This window comes from Thermosediminibacter oceani DSM 16646 (assembly GCF_000144645.1).
Lineage (GTDB): Bacteria > Bacillota > Thermosediminibacteria > Thermosediminibacterales > Thermosediminibacteraceae > Thermosediminibacter > Thermosediminibacter oceani.
On record NC_014377.1, the window covers coordinates 1114461 to 1135296 of the forward strand.

Annotated in this window: 20 protein-coding genes, 4 tRNA genes and 1 pseudogene; 21 read left to right on the forward strand and 4 right to left on the reverse strand. The window is 43.9% G+C overall.

Features of this window, described 5'->3' with window-relative positions:
* The first annotated feature begins 61 nt into the window (after positions 1-61).
* From TOCE_RS12915 to TOCE_RS12430, 21 genes and pseudogenes are all read left to right on the forward strand, one after another.
* On the forward strand, positions 62-358 hold the full coding sequence (locus TOCE_RS12915; RefSeq protein WP_425358477.1) for a DUF2953 domain-containing protein: 297 nt from the start codon (positions 62-64) through the stop codon (positions 356-358).
* Positions 328-747: a GerW family sporulation protein gene (gene ytfJ, locus TOCE_RS05685; protein ID WP_013275942.1), complete on the forward strand. Its 420-nt coding sequence runs from the start codon at positions 328-330 to the stop codon at positions 745-747. The genes TOCE_RS12915 and ytfJ overlap by 31 nt, the downstream gene beginning before the upstream one ends.
* Positions 748-816: 69 nt before the next feature.
* A complete protein-coding gene (locus tag TOCE_RS05690) occupies positions 817-1221 on the forward strand; it encodes a hypothetical protein (RefSeq protein ID WP_013275943.1) in 405 nt (134 codons plus the stop codon).
* An 81-nt stretch (positions 1222-1302) separates the two neighbouring features.
* Positions 1303-2436, forward strand: a complete 1134-nt coding sequence (locus TOCE_RS05695) for a D-alanyl-D-alanine carboxypeptidase family protein (RefSeq protein ID WP_013275944.1) — start codon at positions 1303-1305, stop codon at positions 2434-2436.
* A gap of 219 nt (positions 2437-2655) precedes the next feature.
* The gene (locus TOCE_RS05700) at positions 2656-3939 is read left to right on the forward strand and encodes an FAD-dependent oxidoreductase (RefSeq protein WP_013275945.1); all 1284 of its coding nucleotides are present in this window, start codon (positions 2656-2658) and stop codon (positions 3937-3939) included.
* 212 nt (positions 3940-4151) lie between these two features.
* Positions 4152-5117, forward strand: coding sequence for a sulfide/dihydroorotate dehydrogenase-like FAD/NAD-binding protein (locus TOCE_RS05705; protein WP_013275946.1), 966 nt, complete (start codon positions 4152-4154; stop codon positions 5115-5117).
* The gene (locus tag TOCE_RS05710; protein ID WP_013275947.1) at positions 5110-6408 is read left to right on the forward strand and encodes an FAD-dependent oxidoreductase; all 1299 of its coding nucleotides are present in this window, start codon (positions 5110-5112) and stop codon (positions 6406-6408) included. Before TOCE_RS05705 ends, TOCE_RS05710 begins: the two co-directional genes overlap by 8 nt.
* 45 nt (positions 6409-6453) lie before the next feature.
* A complete protein-coding gene (locus TOCE_RS05715) occupies positions 6454-7167 on the forward strand; it encodes a pseudouridine synthase (RefSeq protein ID WP_013275948.1) in 714 nt (237 codons plus the stop codon).
* A gap of 385 nt (positions 7168-7552) precedes the next feature.
* Positions 7553-8380 (forward strand): polyamine aminopropyltransferase, encoded by an 828-nt coding sequence (gene speE, locus TOCE_RS05720; RefSeq protein WP_013275949.1) that lies wholly within the window; start codon positions 7553-7555, stop codon positions 8378-8380.
* Between the two features lie 13 nt (positions 8381-8393).
* Positions 8394-9257, forward strand: coding sequence for an agmatinase (gene speB, locus TOCE_RS05725; protein ID WP_013275950.1), 864 nt, complete (start codon positions 8394-8396; stop codon positions 9255-9257).
* Between the two features lie 16 nt (positions 9258-9273).
* The gene (locus tag TOCE_RS05730) at positions 9274-10521 is read left to right on the forward strand and encodes an ABC transporter ATP-binding protein (protein ID WP_013275951.1); all 1248 of its coding nucleotides are present in this window, start codon (positions 9274-9276) and stop codon (positions 10519-10521) included.
* Between the two features lie 17 nt (positions 10522-10538).
* Positions 10539-11000, forward strand: a complete 462-nt coding sequence (locus TOCE_RS05735) for a hypothetical protein (protein ID WP_013275952.1) — start codon at positions 10539-10541, stop codon at positions 10998-11000.
* Positions 11001-11020: 20 nt separating this feature from the next.
* On the forward strand, positions 11021-12268 hold the full coding sequence (locus TOCE_RS05740) for a BaiN/RdsA family NAD(P)/FAD-dependent oxidoreductase (protein WP_013275953.1): 1248 nt from the start codon (positions 11021-11023) through the stop codon (positions 12266-12268).
* Between the two features lie 4 nt (positions 12269-12272).
* Entirely contained in the window at positions 12273-13283 is a 1011-nt protein-coding gene (gene cmk, locus TOCE_RS11900) for a (d)CMP kinase (RefSeq protein WP_245523151.1), read from the forward strand.
* Positions 13273-13857 carry a lysophospholipid acyltransferase family protein gene (locus tag TOCE_RS05750; protein WP_013275955.1) on the forward strand — a complete coding sequence of 195 codons (585 nt, stop codon included), beginning with the start codon at positions 13273-13275 and terminating at the stop codon, positions 13855-13857. The genes cmk and TOCE_RS05750 overlap by 11 nt, the downstream gene beginning before the upstream one ends.
* Positions 13858-13941: 84 nt before the next feature.
* On the forward strand, positions 13942-15960 hold the full coding sequence (locus TOCE_RS05755; RefSeq protein ID WP_013275956.1) for a bifunctional 4-hydroxy-3-methylbut-2-enyl diphosphate reductase/30S ribosomal protein S1: 2019 nt from the start codon (positions 13942-13944) through the stop codon (positions 15958-15960).
* A 52-nt stretch (positions 15961-16012) separates the two neighbouring features.
* Complete coding sequence (fni, locus tag TOCE_RS05760; protein ID WP_013275957.1) at positions 16013-17062, forward strand: type 2 isopentenyl-diphosphate Delta-isomerase; 1050 nt, start codon at positions 16013-16015, stop codon at positions 17060-17062.
* 118 nt (positions 17063-17180) lie between these two features.
* Positions 17181-17555 (forward strand): adenosylmethionine decarboxylase, encoded by a 375-nt coding sequence (speD, locus tag TOCE_RS05765; protein WP_013275958.1) that lies wholly within the window; start codon positions 17181-17183, stop codon positions 17553-17555.
* Positions 17556-17826: 271 nt separating this feature from the next.
* Positions 17827-18600, forward strand: a complete 774-nt coding sequence (locus TOCE_RS05770; RefSeq protein ID WP_013275959.1) for a CheR family methyltransferase — start codon at positions 17827-17829, stop codon at positions 18598-18600.
* Positions 18601-19190: 590 nt separating this feature from the next.
* Positions 19191-19675 (forward strand): annotated as a pseudogene (gene istB, locus TOCE_RS05775) (IS21-like element helper ATPase IstB); the annotation flags it as partial.
* A 190-nt stretch (positions 19676-19865) separates the two neighbouring features.
* Positions 19866-20120, forward strand: a complete 255-nt coding sequence (locus tag TOCE_RS12430) for an IS3 family transposase (RefSeq protein ID WP_281054645.1) — start codon at positions 19866-19868, stop codon at positions 20118-20120.
* 176 nt (positions 20121-20296) lie between these two features.
* On the opposite strand, the gene TOCE_RS05785 is transcribed toward TOCE_RS12430, so the two are convergent.
* The 4 genes from TOCE_RS05785 to TOCE_RS05800 form a co-directional block, all read right to left on the reverse strand.
* Positions 20297-20372, reverse strand: a tRNA-Lys gene (locus TOCE_RS05785).
* Positions 20373-20382: 10 nt separating this feature from the next.
* Positions 20383-20468: transfer RNA gene (locus TOCE_RS05790), tRNA-Tyr, on the reverse strand.
* Between the two features lie 9 nt (positions 20469-20477).
* Positions 20478-20553, reverse strand: a tRNA-Thr gene (locus TOCE_RS05795).
* Positions 20554-20558: 5 nt separating this feature from the next.
* Positions 20559-20635 (reverse strand) — tRNA-Ile (locus TOCE_RS05800).
* Between the last annotated feature and the right edge of the window lie 201 nt (positions 20636-20836).

A 20836-nucleotide genomic window follows, 5' to 3' on the forward strand; every position in this document is an offset into this window, starting at 1 on the left:
TCCCAAAGAATACTGCGCTATATTTTTAAAATCGCCAAAATAAAAAAAAATAACGCTTCGAATAAAATACGGATTCGGTGATCCTGCTCTTACCGGCATATCCGCAGGGATGATTTGGGGCCTAGCTCATTTTGTATTATATCGCTTTTTTGGCCTGTATAATTCCTGTTTTTCGCTGGATATACAGCCGGATTTTAACGAAAATCCAACTACGGAGCTGTATTTAGAAAGTATAATAAATGCAAGAATAGGTCATATTATTATCGCAGGGCTATTATTGCTGACATCAAGGTTGAAGCACAAAAAAGGTGAGGGAGCGAAAGCGAGATGGACGGACATCCTATTGAAAACCTCATGAAAACGGCCATGGAAAGCATAAAGGACATGGTAAATGTCAACACCATAATAGGAGATGCCGTGGAAACCCCGGACGGCAATGTTATTATCCCGGTATCTCGGGTCACCTTTGGTTTTGCTGCAGGGGGGAGCGAGATGCCGGTAAAAGACGGTCAGGATAAAGATAAAAATCAGGAACCGCAGAAAATGCCTTTTGGAGGCGGCAGCGGAGCGGGTGTTTCGGTGCAACCCGTTGCTTTTATGGTGGTAGGGCAGGGACAGGTTAGACTACTGCCGGTATATCAAGACGCAATGTGGGAGAGGGTTATAGATGCAGCTCCGCAAATACTGGATCAGTTAAAATCAGTATTGAAAAAAAATCACGAGCCCATGGTGGTCCAGCCAAAGTAGACTGGGCCTTATTTATTTGTTAAAATAAAAAAAACGAGTATTATCATTTCCCGGGAGAGGAGTTTAGGAATGGAACTTCAGGAGGCTATGAACCTGATATGGGAAAACAGAAAATACGAGACAGCGGACCCTAAGGAAGCCATAAGCCACCTAAACGAGGAAGTTGCCGAATCCCTTAAAGCACTTTTAAGGGGTGAAACGGCAAAAGCCAAGCGGGAACTTGAAGATGCACTGTCGTGTCTTTTAATTGCCCTCAAGGTTATGGGTATAAATCCCGACGAAGCCGTCATGCGGCAGGTAAATCAAATGAAACAACGGCAAGATAAATTAATGATATTTAAGAAAGAGAGAGTGGAGATATACGTTAACGGCATTTTAAAAGGAGGCTGGTCGATAGGCAGCGAAGAGGATATTAAGGAAGCGGAGAAAATAGCCAAGGAATTCGGATGCAATATTTTGTATGAAAATAATTGAAACCACTGTAAATCCCTCCAGCTTTTTGCGGAATTTTAAACACGCTTTCTACAAAAAATAACCTTAGCTGGAGGGATTATTATGTTCAAGAAGTGCGTTTCAGCCACTATGGTCTTTGTTATACTGTTTACTTCGGGCTTTTTTATTTCTGGTTCAGAAGCAAAAGAGTTAAATCTATCCTTGAATGCCCGCGCGTATGTACTTATGGACCCTGTTTCCGGCAGGATTCTGGTAGAAAAAAATTCTGAAATCAGACTTCCGATGGCAAGTACTACTAAAATAATGACGGCCATCGTGGCTCTGGAAAAAGGTGACCTTAACTCTACTGTTACCGTAAGTCGTAAAGCGGCATCCGTAAGAGGCTCTTCCTTTCACCTGGAGCCTGGAGAAACTATGTCTCTGGAAAGCATGCTTTACGGACTGTTGCTACCATCAGGCAATGACGCTGCGGTAGCAATTGCAGAACATATAGGAGGAGACGTTAAAACTTTCGTGGAGCTTATGAATTTAAAAGCCCGGGAAATAGGTGCTTTTAACACCCATTTTAAAAATCCCCATGGGCTGGACGAGCCCGGGCATTTTACTACGGCGAAGGACCTGGCTTTAATTACGCGCTACGCTTTAAATATTCCAAAGTTCAGAGAAATAGTGAGAACGAAAGACATAATAATCACCGAGGGAAGGCGTCCGAGGCATATATACAATACCAACCGATTGCTCAGGGTCTCCGAAGAGATAGATGGCGTGAAAACGGGTTATACGGGAAAGGCCGGCAGGTGTCTTGTGGCGACAGCAGAGAGAAATGGCATGCGCCTTATATCGGTAGTACTTGACGCCCACGACCACTTTTCCAATACACTCAAGCTTTTAAACTACGGTTTTAGTACCTACAGGTTAAATAAGTTGGTCCAAAAAAATAATATTTACGCTGCCGTTCCTTTGAAAGGCGGCATCATCAACAAGGCGGTCCTTATTGCCGGAGAAGATGTGGCCTTACCCATGCGGGATGGTGAAAAGGCTCATTTAAAACTTGTTATACCTTCTTTCGTACCGGCTCCAGTCTTTAAAGATCAGGTCGTGGGTGAGATACAGGTGTTCATAGATGGTGTTTTAGTCCGCAGAGTCCCACTTTTATCGATTCAGGATATCAGGAAAAAGACGTTTTTTGACAGGTTTTACAGGATAATGATGGAATGGGTTACCTCTGGCGTATAGGCTTTTTTTTTTACTATGAAAAATACTTGGGATAAGAAGGATTGCAAATATGCATGTCGAATTAATAAAAGCCCATGAAAAGCACCTGCATAGACGAAAACGGACAGATTATAGGAAATCGCGTGCGATGGGGCTGTAAAGGCTCTTGTCAAGCTGATGGAAATTGTTGCGAAATACAGCTGGTATCTTGACTAACTGTTTTATTGGGGGGTTATAAAAATGGCTAAAGTTGTAGTCGTAGGTGGAGGATGGTCGGGGTGTGCCGCTGCTCTGGCAGCCAAAAAAGCCGGAGCGGAAGTAGTACTACTTGAAAGGACGGACATGCTGCTGGGGACCGGCCTGGTAGGCGGTATTATGCGAAATAACGGCAGATTTACGGCTACCGAAGAAATGATTGCTATGGGAGCCGGAGAGCTATTTCATGTTACGGACGCGGCAGCTAGGCATAAAAACGTTGAATTTCCCGGTCATAAGCATGCAACTCTTTATGACGTGGCTAAAGTAGAGCCGGCGGTGAGAAAAGTACTGTTGGACGCCGGAGTAGAGGTTCACACTAGAAGCCGTGTGAAAGATGTTGAAATGGATGGAAACAGAATAACGGCTGTTATAACCGATAACAACGAAAAGTTCCATGGTGATGTTTTTGTCGAATGTACCGGCACTGCCGGACCTCAGAGCAATTGTACCAAATACGGCAACGGGTGTGCTATGTGCATAATACGGTGTCCCAGTTACGGTGGGCGTGTGAGCATAGCCGCAAAGGCCGGTGTAAAAGAGATGATGGCAAAAAAAGCCGATGGCACTTACGGAGCTATGAGTGGTTCCTGCAAATTGCTCAAAGCGTCATTATCTCCGGAAATAGTCGATAAGCTCAACTCTACCGGCGTTGCAGTTATTCCTGTCCCGAAAGATGTTAGAGAAGATGAATATATACTCACAAAAAAAGCATGCCAGCAGTATGCTTTGAAGGAGTTCATTGAGAACGTGGTACTTTTGGAAACAGGGCACGCCAAATTGATGGCCCCGTATTTTCCGCTGGACCGGTTGCGCAAAATACCGGGATTTGAAAATGCTCGTTTTGAGGATCCATACGCAGGTGATATTGGAAATTCCATCAGGTATATGGCAATGTCCCCCAGGGATAACTACCTCAAAACCCTTGGGGTTGAAAACCTCTTTTGCGGAGGGGAAAAGGCAGGGCCGCTTGTAGGACATACGGAAGCCATCTGTACAGGAACCCTGGCCGGAGCGAATGCAGTAAGGTATGCTGCGGGGGTTAACCTGGTGGAGATTCCAACCGATTTAGCGGTGGGAGATGCTATTTCCTATGTAAACGAGCAGATGAAGACTGAAGAAGGGATTTCAAAAAAATACACTTTCTCGGGTTCCGTCTATTTCGAAAGGATGAAACGGCTTGGGTTATATACCACCGATATAGAAGAAATAAAAAATCGCGTCCGGAAAGCTGGAATGATAGATTTCTTCAACCGGAAAGTTATATAGAAAATGGGACAAAAAGGGGCTTTACTGCCCTCTTTTTTTTGTACAAAAATAGGGGTATTTCGATAGCCGACGATGACGAGAAATTTTAAAAGCTGATGGCTCGGTCGCCAGAAATAGGCCCAATTCCTGGAATTCGGTTTTTTATCACCAACCGGCTGTAACATTCATAATGTATTAATAATGTTATGTTTATTTTCAAGGGGGGGTTCGCAATGGCTCTAAATTACCAGTGCATAGATGCGGCATCACCTTATTGCCCCTGCTATCTGGCAGAGATCAACAGCTGTATCGTTTGCTCTATAGTACAGGGTAAGGAGACATGTGATTGCCGATGGCAGGGATTTTGCGTTTACCAGGAATTCATATGGAACGGCAGGAGGAAAAAAGAACCCCGGAGAACTCTGGAAGTAAAGATAATTGAAAAAAGGACGGTTACCAATAACCTAATCGTATTTAAAGTCTCTCTCCCTTTTCCTATTTTAAGTAGGGAATACAGTCAGCCCGGAACATACGCGTTTCTAAGGGCAGTAAATTCCCCCTGCTATTTTGAGTTTCCCCTTTGTGTGATGGATACGGATGATGATAAAAATGCTTTAACCTTCGCCATGCAGATAATAGGTCCTAAGACAAGAAATCTAGCTCAGGAAAATAGGATATTGCTTTTAAGAGGCCCTTATTACAACGGCATTTTCGGGTTAAAACATATAAAATCGAGCGTGAATAAAAAGTGCCTGCTGATTGGGAGGGGTATAGGTCAGGCATCCCTGGTGCTGGTTGCAAAGACCCTCGTTAGAGGTGGGAATGATATAACGGCATTTCTGGACCCGGGAGCCATAAATTGTAACCCAGTCAGGGAACTCCTAGAATCTCTTGGCGTAAGAGTTCATGTTTTCGAGTTTTCGGGTTCTTCCTACAAAAAGTACCTCGGTGAATTAATTGAAAACGGCGGTTATGAAATCATTTACAGCGGTGGTTCGCAGATCCAGCATAATATGATAAAGAACTTAGTGGAGAAAAGCGGCCGAAAAATAGCTCTTGCTGTTTCCAATAATGCCAAGATGTGCTGCGGTGAAGGGGTCTGCGGCAGCTGTGAGACGCTGACCGGTGGCGAAAGACTTCGACTCTGTAAGGTCCAAACCGATATCCACAATGTAATGGGGGTTAATGTATATGCCTAGGGTAATAATAATAGGTGGAGGCTGGGCCGGTTGCGGTGCAGCTCTTGCAGCCAAAAAGGCAGGAGCCGATGTGGTACTTCTGGAAAAAACCGATATGCTTCTGGGCTGCGGACTGGTAGGAGGTATAATGAGAAACAACGGCCGGTATACGGCGGCCGAGGAGGCGATTGCGCTTGGAGCAGGCGAGCTATTCGATATCGCCGATGCCACAGCAAGACATCACAATGTGAATTTTCCCGGTCATTCCCACGCAACCCTTTACGATGTGACAAAAATAGAGCCCCGGGTGAGGGAATTTCTGCTGAACCTTGGGATCGAAATACGATTCCAAGCTCGAGCCGTTGATGTCAAGATGAAAGGGAAGACCATAACCGGCATTATTCTGTCCGACGATGAGGTGGTCGAGGGTGATGTGTTCGTTGAGACCACCGGATCGTCGGGGCCAGTAGGTAATTGCTTAAAGTACGGGCATGGTTGCTGCATGTGCGTACAGAGGTGTCCTGCCTTCGGGCCCAGGGTAAGTATCAGCAAAAAAGCGGGTGTTGAAGACCTGGTTGGCAAAAGATCCCCGGACCTGTGCGGGGCAATGAGCGGTTCATGTAAGTTGAATAAGGAATCTCTAGGGGACGAAATTAGAAGGGAACTCGAAGAAAAAGGTGTCGTCGTCATAGAGTTGCCCGAAAAATTCATTCATAAAGAAAAGCTTTCGATGAAAGTTTGCCAGCAGTACGCTCTGGAAGAATACGCAAGGAGCATCATTCTGCTGGATACAGGGTATGCGAAGCTAATGACTCCGTTTTTCAAATTAGAGGAACTTCGGAAAATAAAAGGTTTTGAAAATGCCCGCTTCGAGGATCCTTATGCTGCCAGCAAGGGCAACTCGATTCGATACATGTCAATGGCGCCCCGGGACGATTTCATGAAAGTTCAAGGAGTAGAAAATCTTTTCTGCGCCGGTGAGAAATCCGGCCCTGTTGTAGGTCACACCGAAGCTATATGTACGGGAATTCTTGCGGGCCACAATGCAGTGCGAAAGGCGCTAAAGATTGAAATGTTAAAACTGCCCAGAGAGCTAGCCATAGGCGATTTCATAGCCTTCGTCAACGAAGAAGTGAAAAAACCCGAAGGTCTATACAGACGTTATACTTTTGCCGGAGCCCTGTATTTCGAAAGAATGAAAAAACTGGGACTTTACCTCACGGAAAAAGAGGCGATTAAGGAAAAGGTTAGTCGCCTAGGGCTTTCAGGAATTTTTAATGAAAATATAGTTGTCAATGAAGGAAAAAGATAGGAGCGCGTATAATAATATAACTAATAACAAAAGGGGAGTTGTTCATTGGAGATAAGGTTGCAGAAGTTTCTCGCAATGGCCGGAATTGCATCGCGGCGAGCCTGCGAAAAATTAATCCTAGAGGGTCGCGTTCAAGTTAACGGTAAAACCGTAAGAGAACTCGGTGTTAAAGTTGATCCGGCTCTAGACGAAGTCAGGGTAGATGGTAACGTTTGCCGTCTCAATAATAAACCCATATATATACTTATGAACAAGCCGAAAGGTATACTGACAACTGTAAAAGATCCTTTTGGCCGTCCCACGGTAATAGATTTGTTAAAAGGTGTAAGAGAGAGGGTTTTCCCGGTGGGGCGCCTAGATAAAGATACAGAGGGATTGCTTATTTTAACCAACGACGGTGAACTATCATACAGGCTCACTCATCCTAAACATGAAATAGAAAAGACTTATGTAGCTAAGGTCGTGGGTACTCCGGATGAGAGCGATTTTATCAGGCTAAGGCGCGGAATAGTTCTGGAAGACGGGAGGACCGCCCCTGCAAAGGTGAGGATACTGAAAGCGGGAAGAGATTTTACTGTGCTGGAAATTATCATTCATGAAGGTCGAAAAAGACAGGTGCGGCGCATGTGCAAAGCTATAGGTCACCCGGTTATTTCTCTGAAAAGAACGCGCATAGGGAAACTGAACCTCAGGGGGCTGGCTCCCGGCTGCTGGCGGTATATGACAGAGGCAGAAATAAAGTACCTGAAAAACCTGTAAACGAAGGGTTCGAAAATATACTGAAAACAGCGGTGCTGGGGACATAAGGTATTGGGGAACATTTCATGGTGGCTGAAGAGAGCCATACCAGCCTGGCGACGGGGGGTTAGAAATATATGGGAATACCGCTATACTCAGGTCTATAGCGGTATTCCCTGAATTTCAACATAAGGGCGTTGATCAATAATGCCAATCGACGCGGTGTGAGCAGGGTATTCCTTTTAAAGGCTGTCCATGTTCCGCTGTTCTGATGAAGCTGGTAATAAATAATTTTTTCAATAACACCGGTTGCAGGAGCTGAGGTTTTATATTTGAATGTTTGCCTTTTATTTGGTATAATTTTTCCGATATAAAAGTAATCCCATAAGAGGAGGAGTGAAAAGATTTGGAACTCTGGTTCACCGAACTGCAGTCTAAAAGTATAAAAATGAGCTATAGGGTAAAGGATGTCCTACATACCGAAAAGACCAAGTACCAGAATCTCGCCATAATCGAAACCGAGCATTTCGGTAGAATGCTTATTCTGGACGATGTTGTCCAGCTAACGATGAAGGATGAGTTTATTTATCACGAAATGATGGCCCACGTCCCTCTGGTTACCCACGGCAATCCCGAGAGGGTGCTGGTAATCGGTGGCGGGGATGGGGGTACCCTCAGGGAAATACTGAAGCACCCGGTAAAAGAGGCTCATCTCGTGGAAATCGACGAGCGGGTGATCGAAGCCTCCAAGAAATTTTTCCCCGCTCTTAGTGTAGCTTTTGAAGATCCAAGGGCTAAAGTGTTCTGCGAAGATGGCATAGCTTATGTTAAAAGGTTCAAGAACTATTACGACGTCATAATTGTCGATTCAACGGACCCAGTAGGCCCTGCCGTGGGATTGTTTGCGAAGGAATTCTATAAAGACATTTACGAAGCCTTGACCGATAAGGGTGTTTTTGTGGCTCAGACCGAATCCCCCTTCTATTACGAGGATCTGCTTAAGAATGTATACAGTGCTGTTTCAAGTATTTTCCCGCATACGGCTGTGTACACAGCTACAATTCCGACTTATCCCGGCTCATTATGGACTTTTACAATGGGTTCCAAGCAAATCGACCCCCTCACCAGCGATATTTCGAATATACCTGACCTGGATACAAAGTATTATACGCCGTCTATTCAAAGAAGTTGCTTCAATCTGCCGGCTTTTATAAACGAAATCATTTCGAAATAGAGAGGGGAACGAATTGAAGGGATTCGATAAACTACTGGACCAGGGCAAATTTCTGCGGTCAAAGGATAATTACGAGGAAAGCAGAGCCGTCATAGTTGGAGTTCCTATGGATTTTACCGTAAGTTTCAGACCGGGGACCCGAATGGCGCCCAGGAAAATCCGTGAAGTGTCGTACGGTTTGGAAGACTACAGCCCCTATTCCGACGATTCGCTTAACGACAAGAAGTATTACGACGCGGGCGATTTGGACATACCTTTCGGCAATGTAAGGAAGAGCCTGGAGATTATAGAGCAGGCTGCTGCGATGATACTAAAAGACGGGAAAATACCCGTTTTTATCGGGGGAGAACACCTGATAACATACCCCGTAGTAAAACAGGTGGCAAAAAAATATCCCGAACTTAAGGTCATCCAGTTCGATGCCCATGCAGACCTGAGGGATACTTTTTTCGATGAAAAACTTTCCCATGCTACGGTAATGCGGAGGGTGTGTGAGTGCATCCGAGAAAACCACCTTTATCAGTTCGGCATAAGGTCCGGTGTAAAAGAGGAATTCGCGTTTGCCGAAAAGTACACGAATATGAATCTTATAGATGTAAAGGCCCCATTTATGGAGAACTTGAATGAATTAAGAGGATATCCCGTTTACATTACGGTCGATATAGACGTGGTGGATCCAGCTTTCGCACCGGGTACCGGAACGCCCGAACCGGGTGGTTGCAGCTCAAAAGAAATCCTTGAAGTGGTTTCCTGTTTCAGGGAACTGAACATAGTCGGTTTTGACCTGGTGGAAGTATCACCGATTAATGATTTGTCCGAGAGGACTTCCTTGCTCGCAGCTAAAATTTTAAGGGAGTTGTTGCTGGCAGTCTGCTGAAAAGGAGAACATTAATATGCCTGGACTCGAAGTGAAAAACTTGAGTTATAGTTATAAAGACAAAAGCATCCTGGAAGACGTCTGTCTGGAGATAAATCCGGGGGAATTTGCCGGCATTCTGGGGCCTAACGGTTCCGGTAAAACCACCCTGTTAAATAACATTAACCGGTGGCTTGTACCACAAAAGGGCAGCATATTAATAGAAGAACAAAAAGTTGAGAGTCTCTCACCTAAGACTTTAGCTCAATATGTGGCTACGGTGCCGCAGGAAACTTCGCTGGACCTTAGCTTTACCGTGGAAGAAATCGTTATGATGGGGAGAAACCCCTATTTGAAGACTTTCGAGCGGGAAAAGCCCCGGGACAAAACTATTATAGAAGAATGCATGAAAGCCGTAGGCATATGGAATTTAAAAGACAGGTATATCAATGAACTGAGCGGAGGAGAAAAGCAGCGGGCTTTAATAGCCCGCGCTCTCGCTCAACAGCCTAAAGTTCTGGTACTGGACGAGCCTATATCCCACCTGGACATAAATTATAAATGGGAAATTCTCGAATTGTTAAAAAATCTCTGTAAGAACATGAAAATAATTGTGCTGGCGGTCCTTCACGATATAAACCTGGCATCACTGTTCTGCGACAAATTGCTTCTTTTAAAAGATGGGAAGATTTTCAAATCAGGATCGCCTGAAGAAGTAATAACGGAGCAAAACATACGAGAAGTATTTGACGTCGATGTAAAGATTAACATACAACCCCAAAGCGGCCGCCCCATGATAACTTTTATTTCGCCGGTACATAAAGACACAAGACCGAGGAGCTGTGAAAGAATCCACGTTGTCTGCGGTGGCGGAGCGGGAGAAAAGATATTGCAGTACCTGAGGGAAAGAGGATACCAGGTATCGGCTGGAGTTTTGAATATCGGCGATACCGACTGGAAAACAGCAAAAAACCTCGGGGTTGATGTGATTGAGGACCTGCCCTTTTCACCGGTTTCCGAGGAAAAGGCAGAAGAAAACAAGTTGTACTTGGATAGAGCTGAGGCAATTATTATTTGTAACATACCCTTTGGCCATGGAAATTTAAAGAACCTCATCTTACTAAGAGATGTTGTTGCTAAAGGTGAAAAAAAGATTTTCGTTTTGCACGAGACTCCAATAGGACAGAGGGATTATACGGGCGGATTAGCCGCAAAAATCTATTCCCAAATTCTGAAGGAATCCGTAGTAATTAATTCCATTGAGGAATTACGAGACTTTTTTTAAAGTATGGAGGGCCAATTATGGTCAAAGTTAAACTGGGAGACGAAGTAGTACAGAGCAAAATAAAGTTCAGGGTGAGAATGGATTTTAAAGGCGAATATAAACCCGGAAAATTTTTGTTCGGAGGCAAGCCAATTGAGCAGGTTGCCCAAAACGTCAGAGAAGAACAGGTATCGCTTCTGCGAAACATACCCATACAGGGTATTTCCTTCGAGGATTGCGATGTATCGTCGGAGCCTTATGTGGTTTACGATGACGTATTAGGTGAAAAGGTAGCTTATGCCCCAGCTTTTCTCACTATTAACGCCGATTCTATCGAAGATATGATACGGTTTGTAATGCGGGAAGAGTTCAGGAAGATAGAAGTTTTAGAGCCCACACAAATGATAATAACCAATAAAGATCTGGAGAAAATACTATTTAAAATGGGTGAAGAACTCAGATCTCAACTTTTGCTTCTTGCAAGAAAACTTAAAAAATAACGGAGATGAGCATCGAAACCATGCCAAACAGAGTAGCGATCGTCGGAGGGGGAGCTGCCGGCCTTATGGCAGCTTATCAGGCATCTTTTCACGGCGCTGACGTGACATTGTTTGAACGAAATCAGAACTTGGGTAGGAAAATTTTAATTTCCGGCAAAGGACGCTGTAACCTGACAAATGCAAAAGACTTAGATGAATTTATCCAGAATATTCCCGGAAACGGAAAATTTCTTTACAGCGCTTTGACTAGATTTTCAAACAGGGATCTCATTTCCTTTTTTTACGGTCTGGGTGTTAAAACAAAAGTAGAGCGAGGGGGAAGAGTTTTCCCCGAATCGGATAAGGCCTCGGATGTTGTGCGAGCCTTTGAGAACGCTCTGGTCGAAACCGGGGTTAAAATCAGATACGGGATGAGGGTTAAGGAAGTTATAGCAGAAAAAGGAGCAGTAAAAGGTCTAATTTTTTATGATTCCGAAGAATTTTTTCCATGTGACAGGGTTATAGTGGCGACAGGAGGATTATCTTATCCATCAACCGGCTCCACCGGGGACGGGTATAATATTGCAAGAAAACTTGGGCATACTGTTGTGGAGCCACGACCTTCACTGGTGCCTCTTATAACTAAAGAAGATTGGGTGAAAAATCTTCAGGGTCTGACCCTTAAGAATGTGGAGGTAACCGCTTACTGCCAGGGTAGAAAGCTGTATTGTGAATTTGGCGAAATGCTATTTACCCATTACGGCGTTTCGGGCCCGATCATACTTACCATCAGCCGCAGTGTAGTGGACCATATTGAAAAAGGCGTGATACTGTCAATTAATTTAAAACCCGCTCTCGACCGCGAACGGCTGGAGAATCGTTTGAAGAGAGACTTTCAGAAATACAGCCGAAAACATATCAAAAACGCCCTTGACGACTTGTTACCCAAAAGATTGATACCTGTTTTTATCGATGTATGCAGGCTCGATCCAGAAAAGCCGGTAAACCAGCTGACCAGGGAAGAGAGAAATATTATTCTTGAAAAGTTAACCGATTTTAGGGTAACCGTCATAGGATGTATGGAAAAAGAAGCCATTGTGACCCGTGGAGGAGTTTCCGTAAAAGAAATTGACGCAAGAACAATGGAGTCAAAAATAATAAAAGGCCTTTATTTTGCGGGAGAAGTCATCGATGTGGACGGCTTTACCGGTGGCTATAATTTACAAGCAGCTTTTTCTACCGGGTATCTGGCGGGCGTAAATGCGGCATCGAATGACCGAAGGGGATGATTATGTGAAGGTTAGAGGTGTCAGAGGCGCGATCACCGTTGAAGAAAACACGGCTGCTGCCGTGAAGGATGCTACAAGAGAGCTTCTTTCTAGGATGATGGAATTGAACGATGTAGCACTTGAAGATATATGTTTTATTTTGTTCAGCGCCACTCAGGATATAGATGCAGCTTATCCGGCATCCGCGGCAAGGGAAATGGGTCTGGATCTGGTACCTTTGCTGGATGTTGGGCAGATGTCTGTACGGGACGGTTTGAGAAAGTGCATCAGAATATTGCTGGTGTACAATACCGATAAAGGTCTTAAAGATATAAAACACGTTTACCTGAGAGGTGCAAAGGTCTTAAGGCCGGACCTCGTCTACAGCGTGGCAATAGATGGACCGGCAGGTGCGGGAAAGAGTACCGTAGCCAGGATAATAGCGGACAGATTGAATCTTACATACGTAGACACGGGGGCCATGTACAGAGCGATTACGTTAAAAGCTCTCGAAAAAGGCGCTCTAATGACCGAGGAAATAATAAATATAGCCGAGAATTGCAGCATAGAAATAAAAAAGGGTCGTATTTACCTCGATGGAAGAGATGTAACCGAAGAGATAAGAAAACCCTCTGTAGATGAGAAGGTATCGAAGGTTGCCTGTATTCCACAAGTGCGGCAGAGGTTGGTGAAACTGCAAAGAGAAATGGCAAAGGATTGCGGAGTCGTTATGGACGGAAGGGATATAGGAACCACAGTGCTCCCCGATGCAAAATATAAATTCTACCTGACCGCCGATATAAAGGTAAGGGCAAAGCGCAGATACGATGAAATGTTAAAGAAGGGGATAAAGACCGACTTAAAAAAAGTAGAGGAAGAATTGGCTGAAAGAGATCGACAGGACAGGGAAAGAGAGTGTTCACCCCTTAAAGCAGCGGAAGATGCGATAATAATAGATACCACCGACAAGACCTTGGATGAAGTCGTCGATGAAATTTTAAGCCATATAAAGAGAAGGGAGAAAAATGTTTTATAATTTCGCTAAGTTTGTCTGCTCGCTTTTAATTAATTTACTCTTCAAAATTCAGGTTGAGGGTCTGGAATTTTTCCCGGAAAAAGGGGCAGCAATAGTCTTTTCCAACCACAAAAGCTGGTGGGACCCAATTATAGTAGGCTGCATTTTAAAAAGACCGGTTTTTTTTATGGCGAAAAAAGAACTTTTTAAAATCCCCGTTTTTGGCTTTCTTCTCAGGAAACTAAACGCTTTCCCGGTTAACCGCGGAGCTCCAGATAGAAAAGCGATAAAGAAAGCATTGGAGATTCTGAATGATAAAAAGGTATTGGGCATATTTCCGGAAGGCACCAGGAGCAAGGACGGAAGTCTAAAAGAACCCGAACCCGGAATTGCCCTGCTGGCAGCGAAGGTGAAGGAGGTGGCGCTGGTGCCCGTGGCCATAACCGGGGACTACAGGTTTTTCAGTCTGATTACCGTTAGGATAGGAAGGCCCATGCGGCTTTCTCTCAAAGAAGAAGCAAAATTAAATTCGAAAAAACTAACCGAAATAAGCAGGGCTATTTTTAATGAAGTGTCAAAATTACTATTGGATTGATCGTGCTTTTTAAGTTTAAGAAGGAATTATTGGATTTATATAGAATTCAAATAATGCAAAAAATAGCATTGGGAAGTGAGTTTTATGCAAATTATAGTAGCAGAGAATGCTGGCTTTTGTTTTGGAGTAAAAAATGCCGTGCGATTGCTGGAAGATCTGATAAAAAAAAGGGAAAAAACCTACACTCTAGGGCCTATCGTGCACAACCAGCAGGTAGTTGAGAAAATGGAGAACCTGGGCGTTAAAGCTGTGGACTTGGATGATATAAGCGAAGGGAATCTGGTTATTCGAACCCACGGGGTACCGCCCGATGTTATAGAACAAGCCCGCCAAAAGGGTTTAAACGTGATTGATGCCACCTGTCCGTTTGTTAAAAAAGTTCAGAAACTGGCTCGAGATATCTCCGAGAAGGACTGCACGGTGGTGATAATCGGCGACCCCAACCATCCAGAAGTGAAAGGTATAAAAGGTTGGTGCCCCGGCGAGGCGGTAGTAATCGAAAACGAGGAGGACGCCAGGAAGTTCTTTACGGATAAAAGGGTGGGGGTCGTCGTCCAGACGACCCAAACCGAAGAAAACGTGAAGAAGATAATGGATATATTGAAAGAGAAACTGGATCTGGCGTTTTTTTATAATACCCGGTGTAACGCCACCCACCAAAGGCAGAAAGCGGCGAAAAAAGTTGCGGAATCTGTTGAAGTAATGCTGGTTGTGGGCGGTAAGAACAGCTCCAATACGAAAAAACTGGCGCAGGTCTGTCAGAATGTAGGGGCAAAAGTGTACCACATTGAGACCGCAGACGAAATAAAAAAAGAGTGGTTTCGGGGAGTCGAAAAAGTCGGAATAACTGCAGGTGCTTCTACACCTGACTGGATTATAAAGGAGGTTATTTCCAAAATGGAAGAAATTTCTAGAGAAATGGAAAATCAACAAGGAGAAGTAGCTTACGAGGATGGAATTTCGGAACTCGCAGAAGGTAAAATTGTTGAAGGCACTGTCGTGAAGGTAAGCGACAAAGAGGTTCTGGTGAATGTAGGCCATAAATCGGACGGCATAATACCCCTTAACGAGCTGTCGAACTTACCTTTCTCATCGCCTTCTGAAATTGTAAAAACTGGGGATCGGATCAAAGTGCAAATTTTAAAACTTGAAGATAATGAGGGTAATTTGATTCTTTCAAAAAAGAGAGCCGATGTAATCGAGGCTTGGAGATATCTGGAGGAGGCTTTTGAAAAGAAACAAACCGTAGAGGGAAGGGTTATAGAGAGCATAAAAGGCGGTCTCCTAGTCAACGTCAAGGGAGTGAGAGGTTTTATTCCTGCATCCCACGCTGACCTTAAATACGTAGCTGATCTATCGGTCTACGTGGGGAAAGACCTGAAATTAAAAGTAATAGAACTGGACAGGGATAAAAAGAGAGTTGTGCTTTCACACAAATTGTTCCTCCAGGAAGAAAAAGAGAAGTTGAAGGAGGAAATCTGGGAAAAAGTAAAAGAGGGCCAGGTCATTCGTGGGACGGTCAGGAAATTGACCGATTTTGGAGCTTTTGTGGACATAGGAGGATACGACGGGCTGATTCACATATCCGATCTGTCATGGCAGAGGGTAAACCACCCCTCCGAAGTTTTGAGTGAAAATCAGGAAGTAGATGTAAAGGTATTAAAAGTAGATAAGGAGCGAGGCCGTATATCCCTGGGACTAAAACAACTCACCCCCGATCCGTGGGAAAATATAGAACAGAAGTACGCTATAGGGCAAGTAGTCCAAGGCAAGGTGGTAAAACTTACCAATTTCGGTGCTTTTGTGGAATTAGAACCGGGGGTAGAAGGTCTAGTACACGTATCTCAGATTTCTAAAAAGCGTGTGGCTACCCCGAAGGATGTGTTAAAAGAGGGGGAAACCATAAAGGTAAAAATTCTTGATATAAAGCCAGAAGAAAAGAGGATAAGCCTCAGCATAAAACAGGCGCTCAACGAAGAACAGCCGCCGAGAAAAGAGGAAAAAGGAAAAAGAGAAGAGAAAACATCCTTTCCCAGGGAAGAACTTAACGTAACCATAGGTGACGTGGTGGGCGATATCTTGAAAAAAGGATTAAAACAATAAGTATTAAATGTAATTGGGAGGATTTTTCCTCCCTTTTTTAGAGGGGAGCTTTATGAGTAAAAGATCCAGGAGGAAGATGGAACATATAAAATACAGCCTTTTGCTGGAAAAGAAATTGAAGCGAAACGTTTTTTCCGATATAACATTGCTCCACAACTGTCTATCGGAGGTAAATCTCGATGAAATAGACATTTCTACAAACCTCCAAAACCTCCGGCTAGAAAAACCCATAATTATAAACGCCATAACCGGCGGTTTTTCTTTTGCACTTGCCATAAACCGTGAACTGGCCAAGATTGCTAGAGAATTTGGCCTTGCCATGGCCGTGGGGTCTCAACGGATTGCTATAAAAGATAAATCTGCTCAAGCAAGCTTTAAAGTCGTAAGAGAGGAGAACCCTGAAGGCTTAATTTTTGCGAACATCGGCGCTGACGCTTCCCTTGAGGAGGTCGCCGAAGTGGTTGAGATGATAAACGCCGATGCCGTGCAGATTCATCTGAATACACCTCAGGAGATAGTCATGGCTGAAGGCAGAAAATGTTTTGCAGGCACTGTGGACAACATAAAGCGAATAGCAGCTGGTGTAAAGGTACCGGTAATAGTAAAAGAAGTTGGATTCGGAATAGCCAGAGAAGAAGCCAGGATGCTGGTCGATTGCGGGGTAAAAATAATCGATGTGGGAGGGGCCGGGGGAACCGATTTCATAGCCATTGAAAACCGAAGGAATAGAAAGAATGCGGTAACCACCCTGGAGGGCTGGGGCATTCCTACGCCGGTGAGCCTTATTGAAGTAATAAGCGAAATCGGAGATAGGGCCGATATAATTGCATCGGGCGGATTAAAAACCGGACTTGACGTAGCAAAGTCGCTGGCGCTGGGAGCTAAGGCGGCGGGTCTTGCCGGCACAGTCCTGTACAAGTTGTTGAAGGGTGGCCCGGTAGCCCTCAGAAAATATCTACGCCAAGTGGAAAGGGAACTTAGATACTCAATGGCGATGGTGGGGGCCAATAATTTATCTGAGTTGAGAAAAAGACCATTAATCATTACAGGAAAAACGTATAAATGGTTGAAATTCAGAGGTATTCAAATAAAACCTCGATGAAATTGCGAACAGGAGGAATTTTTCAAGGATTTTTCTCGAATCTATTGACATTCTTCAATAATCTGCTACAATTTAATTTGATTGATTTAATTTATATGAAGGGGGCTGTGATAGCAAGATGAAAGCTTTGGGCCGTCACATCTTAGCGGAAATTTACGACTGTGATCCAAACGTACTAAACGACAGGGATTTAATCGAAGAAATAATGGTAAAAGCCGCACTTGAAGCTGGAGCAGAAGTCAGGGAAGTCGCCTTTCATAAGTTCAGTCCGCAGGGTGTCAGCGGAGTAGTGGTGATTTCAGAATCTCACCTTACCGTTCATACATGGCCCGAACTGGGATATGCTGCAGTTGACGTTTTTACGTGCGGAGACAAGGTGAATCCCTGGGATGCCTGCAATTACATTGCCGAAAAATTCAAAGCAAATCATATGACCGCCTCCGAAGTAAAAAGGGGTGTGTTTGAAAAACCCGTAAAGGTGGTCAACTTTTAAAATTTAATAACGGAAGAAGGGGATAGGTTGATTTTTGAAAAACCCTTTGAATACGGATTTCAGTAACGGAAAAAATGCGTGGACGATAGGTCGCGCATTTTTTCCGTTTCTGTATAAATATTTTTGTTTTGGGTTATATTATTGAATGAAGACCCCCTTTACATTAGCCCCCATGATACACGATTTCGTGTATCATGGACTTTTTTTTTTCAAATTTGCGATCGGGTACGATATAATATAGCATGAGTTTGAGTGGTAGGGGGTTTTGCTGTTGGACGGCTACCAGGAATTTATCGTCAGCGTTAAAAGATTGACAAATATTGACCTTTCCTTGTATAAGGAAAAGCAGATGAGAAGGCGCATAGACTCTCTTATGAAAAGAAATAACATGCCGGACCTAATAAGCTACTTCAGGCTTTTAAAGCAGAGCGAGAAGCACCTGAAGGAATTTTTGAATTACATAACCATAAACGTGTCGGAATTTTTTCGAAATCCCATACAGTGGCAGGTGCTGGAAAAAGACATCTTGCCATACCTTATATCGAGCAGGAAGGTCTTGAAGGTATGGAGTTCGGCGTGCGCTTCCGGAGAAGAAGCGTATTCTCTGGCCTTGCTCTTCGAAAAAATTAATTACGACAGGGTTGAAATCCTTGCCACCGATATAGACGATGAGGCGCTGGAAGCGGCCCGGTTGGGAGTTTATTCGGAAAAAAGCGTGGAGAATATACCGGAAAATCTAAAGAAAAGATATTTTACGGTGAAAGAAGGTCAGTATGCGATAAATGATGAAATAAAAAGGAAGGTAAAATTTAAAAACCTCAACTTGCTGGAAGACGAATTTCCGGCAAACTGCCATCTTATTTTGTGCAGGAACGTTATGATATATTTTACTGAGGAGGCTAAAGACAGGCTCTACAGGAAATTTTATAATTCGCTGGCCGATGACGGTGTATTCTTTGTCGGCAATACGGAGCAGATTATTATGCCGCAAAAATACGGTTTTGTGAGCATTAAAAGCTTTTTTTATAAAAAGATAAAGTTATAATACCGCTAATTAAAGTAAGAGAAGAAATTCGAAAGCAAGAGCTCTTTCGGGGCTCTTTTTTCATGTCTAAAATAAAAGAGGCCGTTACGGCCTGTCATGTTAAATATACTAATATCCCGGCGTAGATTGATATGCTCCCATTGTAGTAGACAGTTGAAATAATAAAAACTGTTACTTCAAGGGGGGCATATTTGTTTATTGCATAATTAAAATGGACAGAGTTGCAAAATAAAATCCCCACTTTTGCAACTCAAAAATCCCCAAATTTGCAAAGGTCATTGCAGGCACCCCTAAAAACCTTTACCCTTGTAGTTAGGGACAACTTAACTGCAAGGGAGGATTGGAGGATGCTCACAATGACCCAAATTAATGATATCAGAAAAGCATTCTTTATGAAAGGGCAAAATATCAGCGAGATAGCCCGGGAGTTCCAAAAAGACCGAAAAACGATACGCAAGTATATCTATCAAGTGGACTGGAACACCAGGGTTAAAGTTGAAGAAGTTAAACATACCTTCCCAAAACTCGACCCTTTCAAGGCGGATATAGATAAGTGGCTTGTCGCAAAAAGCAGAGGCATACCGCCAAAGCAGGACCTAAAAGATTGCAAATTTCTCGAAGAAAAGAAAAACCTGATCCTTTACGGCAACGTGGGAACCGGCAAAACCCATCTTGCCACAGCTATCGGTGTGGAGGCCTGTAAAAAGGGATTCAACGTAAAATTTTTCCGCACTGCAGCACTGGTAAACCGGCTGGTAGAAGCCCGGAAGGGAGGTGAACTTTCCGGGTTACTGAAACAGCTTTCCAAACCGGATCTTCTGACTGCGACGAATGGGGCTATGTTCCTTTGGACCGCGAAGGAGCGCAGCTACTTTTTCAGGTGATTTCGGACTGCTATGAACGTCGCAGTGTAGTAATTACCACTAACCTGGAATTCAGCCGCTGGGCGAGCATTTTCTACGATGAGCAGATGACAGCAGCAATGATTGACCGGCTAATACACCACAGTTACCTATTGATCTTTGATGGTCAAAGCTACCGGATGAGGCAATCACTCATGAGGCAGTTAAGTTAACATAAAAATTCCCCACCGGTGCCTGGGGAAAAATCTTTGCAAAAATGGGGAATTTCCTCTTGCGAAAAACATGTTTGAGACTTTTGATATAGCGGTTGCCAGCCATCCTGATGCAAAACTCATCTTTCATAGTGACCGTGGATTACAATATACAAATAAAGCATTTAAAGCAAAACTGGATAAGGTAGGAATGACACAGAGTATGTCTAGGGTAGGCCGCTGTATAGATAATGGCCCTATGGAGGGATTCTGGGGAATCCTGAAATCGGAGATGTATTACTCACATAAGTTTGATGACTATGATAGCTTGAAAAAAGCGATTGAGGAATACATAGATTACTACAATACAAGGAGATACCAGAAACGTTTAAAATGCATGACGCCTATGGAGTATAGCAACTATCTTGCCTGTATGCAGCATAAAGAAAGCACCAACCATTTTTGATTGGTGCCTTACATAGAATTTTAATTATTTCCACTGTCTACTTGACAGGGGGCAGTTCAGATCCGGGGGTGATTTTGTTTTTTTATTTGACCTAAATTGTGACTTTTTCACAATTTTATCCATTTTAAAAGGTCATGAAAATAACCTCCGTTATAGGAGGATTAAGGTATAAAAAATGGTGGGCCATGTAGGCTTCGAACCCACGACACCCTGATTAAGAGTCAGGTGCTCTACCAACTGAGCTAATGGCCCACATTAGATATGGTGGAGAGAGGTGGATTCGAACCACCGAAGGCATCGCCAGCAGATTTACAGTCTGCCCCCTTTGGCCAGCTCGGGAATCTCTCCACATTTTTATGGAGCCGACGATGGGACTCGAACCCGCAACCTGCTGATTACAAATCAGCTGCTCTGCCAATTGAGCTACGTCGGCAAAATTGGTGGGCCCACTAGGACTCGAACCTAGAACCGGCCGGTTATGAGCCGGCTGCTCTGACCGGTTGAGCTATGGGCCCTCATTCCCGAAACGCAATTTAAAGTATACAATAAAATCTCGTTTTCGTCAATACGTTTTTAAAAAAAATTTGTAGATGAGCCACAGTTTCGTTCACACTACTTTATTAAAGTGAAAAAGACATTGCAAAGGGTGGGTATCCCTGGGGTATTATGATGGAATGGCACAACAAAAACCCTAAGGAGGGATCACACTCAATGAC

Excerpts from the sequence above, each read along its gene's own strand:
- ytfJ (WP_013275942.1), top strand. The coding sequence starts at position 328 with ATGGACGGACATCCTATTGAAAACCTCATGAAAACGGCCATGGAAAGC.
- TOCE_RS05690 (WP_013275943.1), top strand. The coding sequence starts at position 817 with ATGGAACTTCAGGAGGCTATGAACCTGATATGGGAAAACAGAAAATAC.
- TOCE_RS05695 (WP_013275944.1), top strand. The coding sequence starts at position 1,303 with ATGTTCAAGAAGTGCGTTTCAGCCACTATGGTCTTTGTTATACTGTTT.
- TOCE_RS05700 (WP_013275945.1), top strand. The coding sequence starts at position 2,656 with ATGGCTAAAGTTGTAGTCGTAGGTGGAGGATGGTCGGGGTGTGCCGCT.
- TOCE_RS05705 (WP_013275946.1), top strand. The coding sequence starts at position 4,152 with ATGGCTCTAAATTACCAGTGCATAGATGCGGCATCACCTTATTGCCCC.
- TOCE_RS05710 (WP_013275947.1), top strand. The coding sequence starts at position 5,110 with ATGCCTAGGGTAATAATAATAGGTGGAGGCTGGGCCGGTTGCGGTGCA.
- TOCE_RS05730 (WP_013275951.1), top strand. The coding sequence starts at position 9,274 with ATGCCTGGACTCGAAGTGAAAAACTTGAGTTATAGTTATAAAGACAAA.
- TOCE_RS05735 (WP_013275952.1), top strand. The coding sequence starts at position 10,539 with ATGGTCAAAGTTAAACTGGGAGACGAAGTAGTACAGAGCAAAATAAAG.
- TOCE_RS05740 (WP_013275953.1), top strand. The coding sequence starts at position 11,021 with ATGCCAAACAGAGTAGCGATCGTCGGAGGGGGAGCTGCCGGCCTTATG.
- TOCE_RS05750 (WP_013275955.1), top strand. The coding sequence starts at position 13,273 with ATGTTTTATAATTTCGCTAAGTTTGTCTGCTCGCTTTTAATTAATTTA.
- TOCE_RS05755 (WP_013275956.1), top strand. The coding sequence starts at position 13,942 with ATGCAAATTATAGTAGCAGAGAATGCTGGCTTTTGTTTTGGAGTAAAA.
- fni (WP_013275957.1), top strand. The coding sequence starts at position 16,013 with ATGAGTAAAAGATCCAGGAGGAAGATGGAACATATAAAATACAGCCTT.
- speD (WP_013275958.1), top strand. The coding sequence starts at position 17,181 with ATGAAAGCTTTGGGCCGTCACATCTTAGCGGAAATTTACGACTGTGAT.
- TOCE_RS12430 (WP_281054645.1), top strand. The coding sequence starts at position 19,866 with ATGACACAGAGTATGTCTAGGGTAGGCCGCTGTATAGATAATGGCCCT.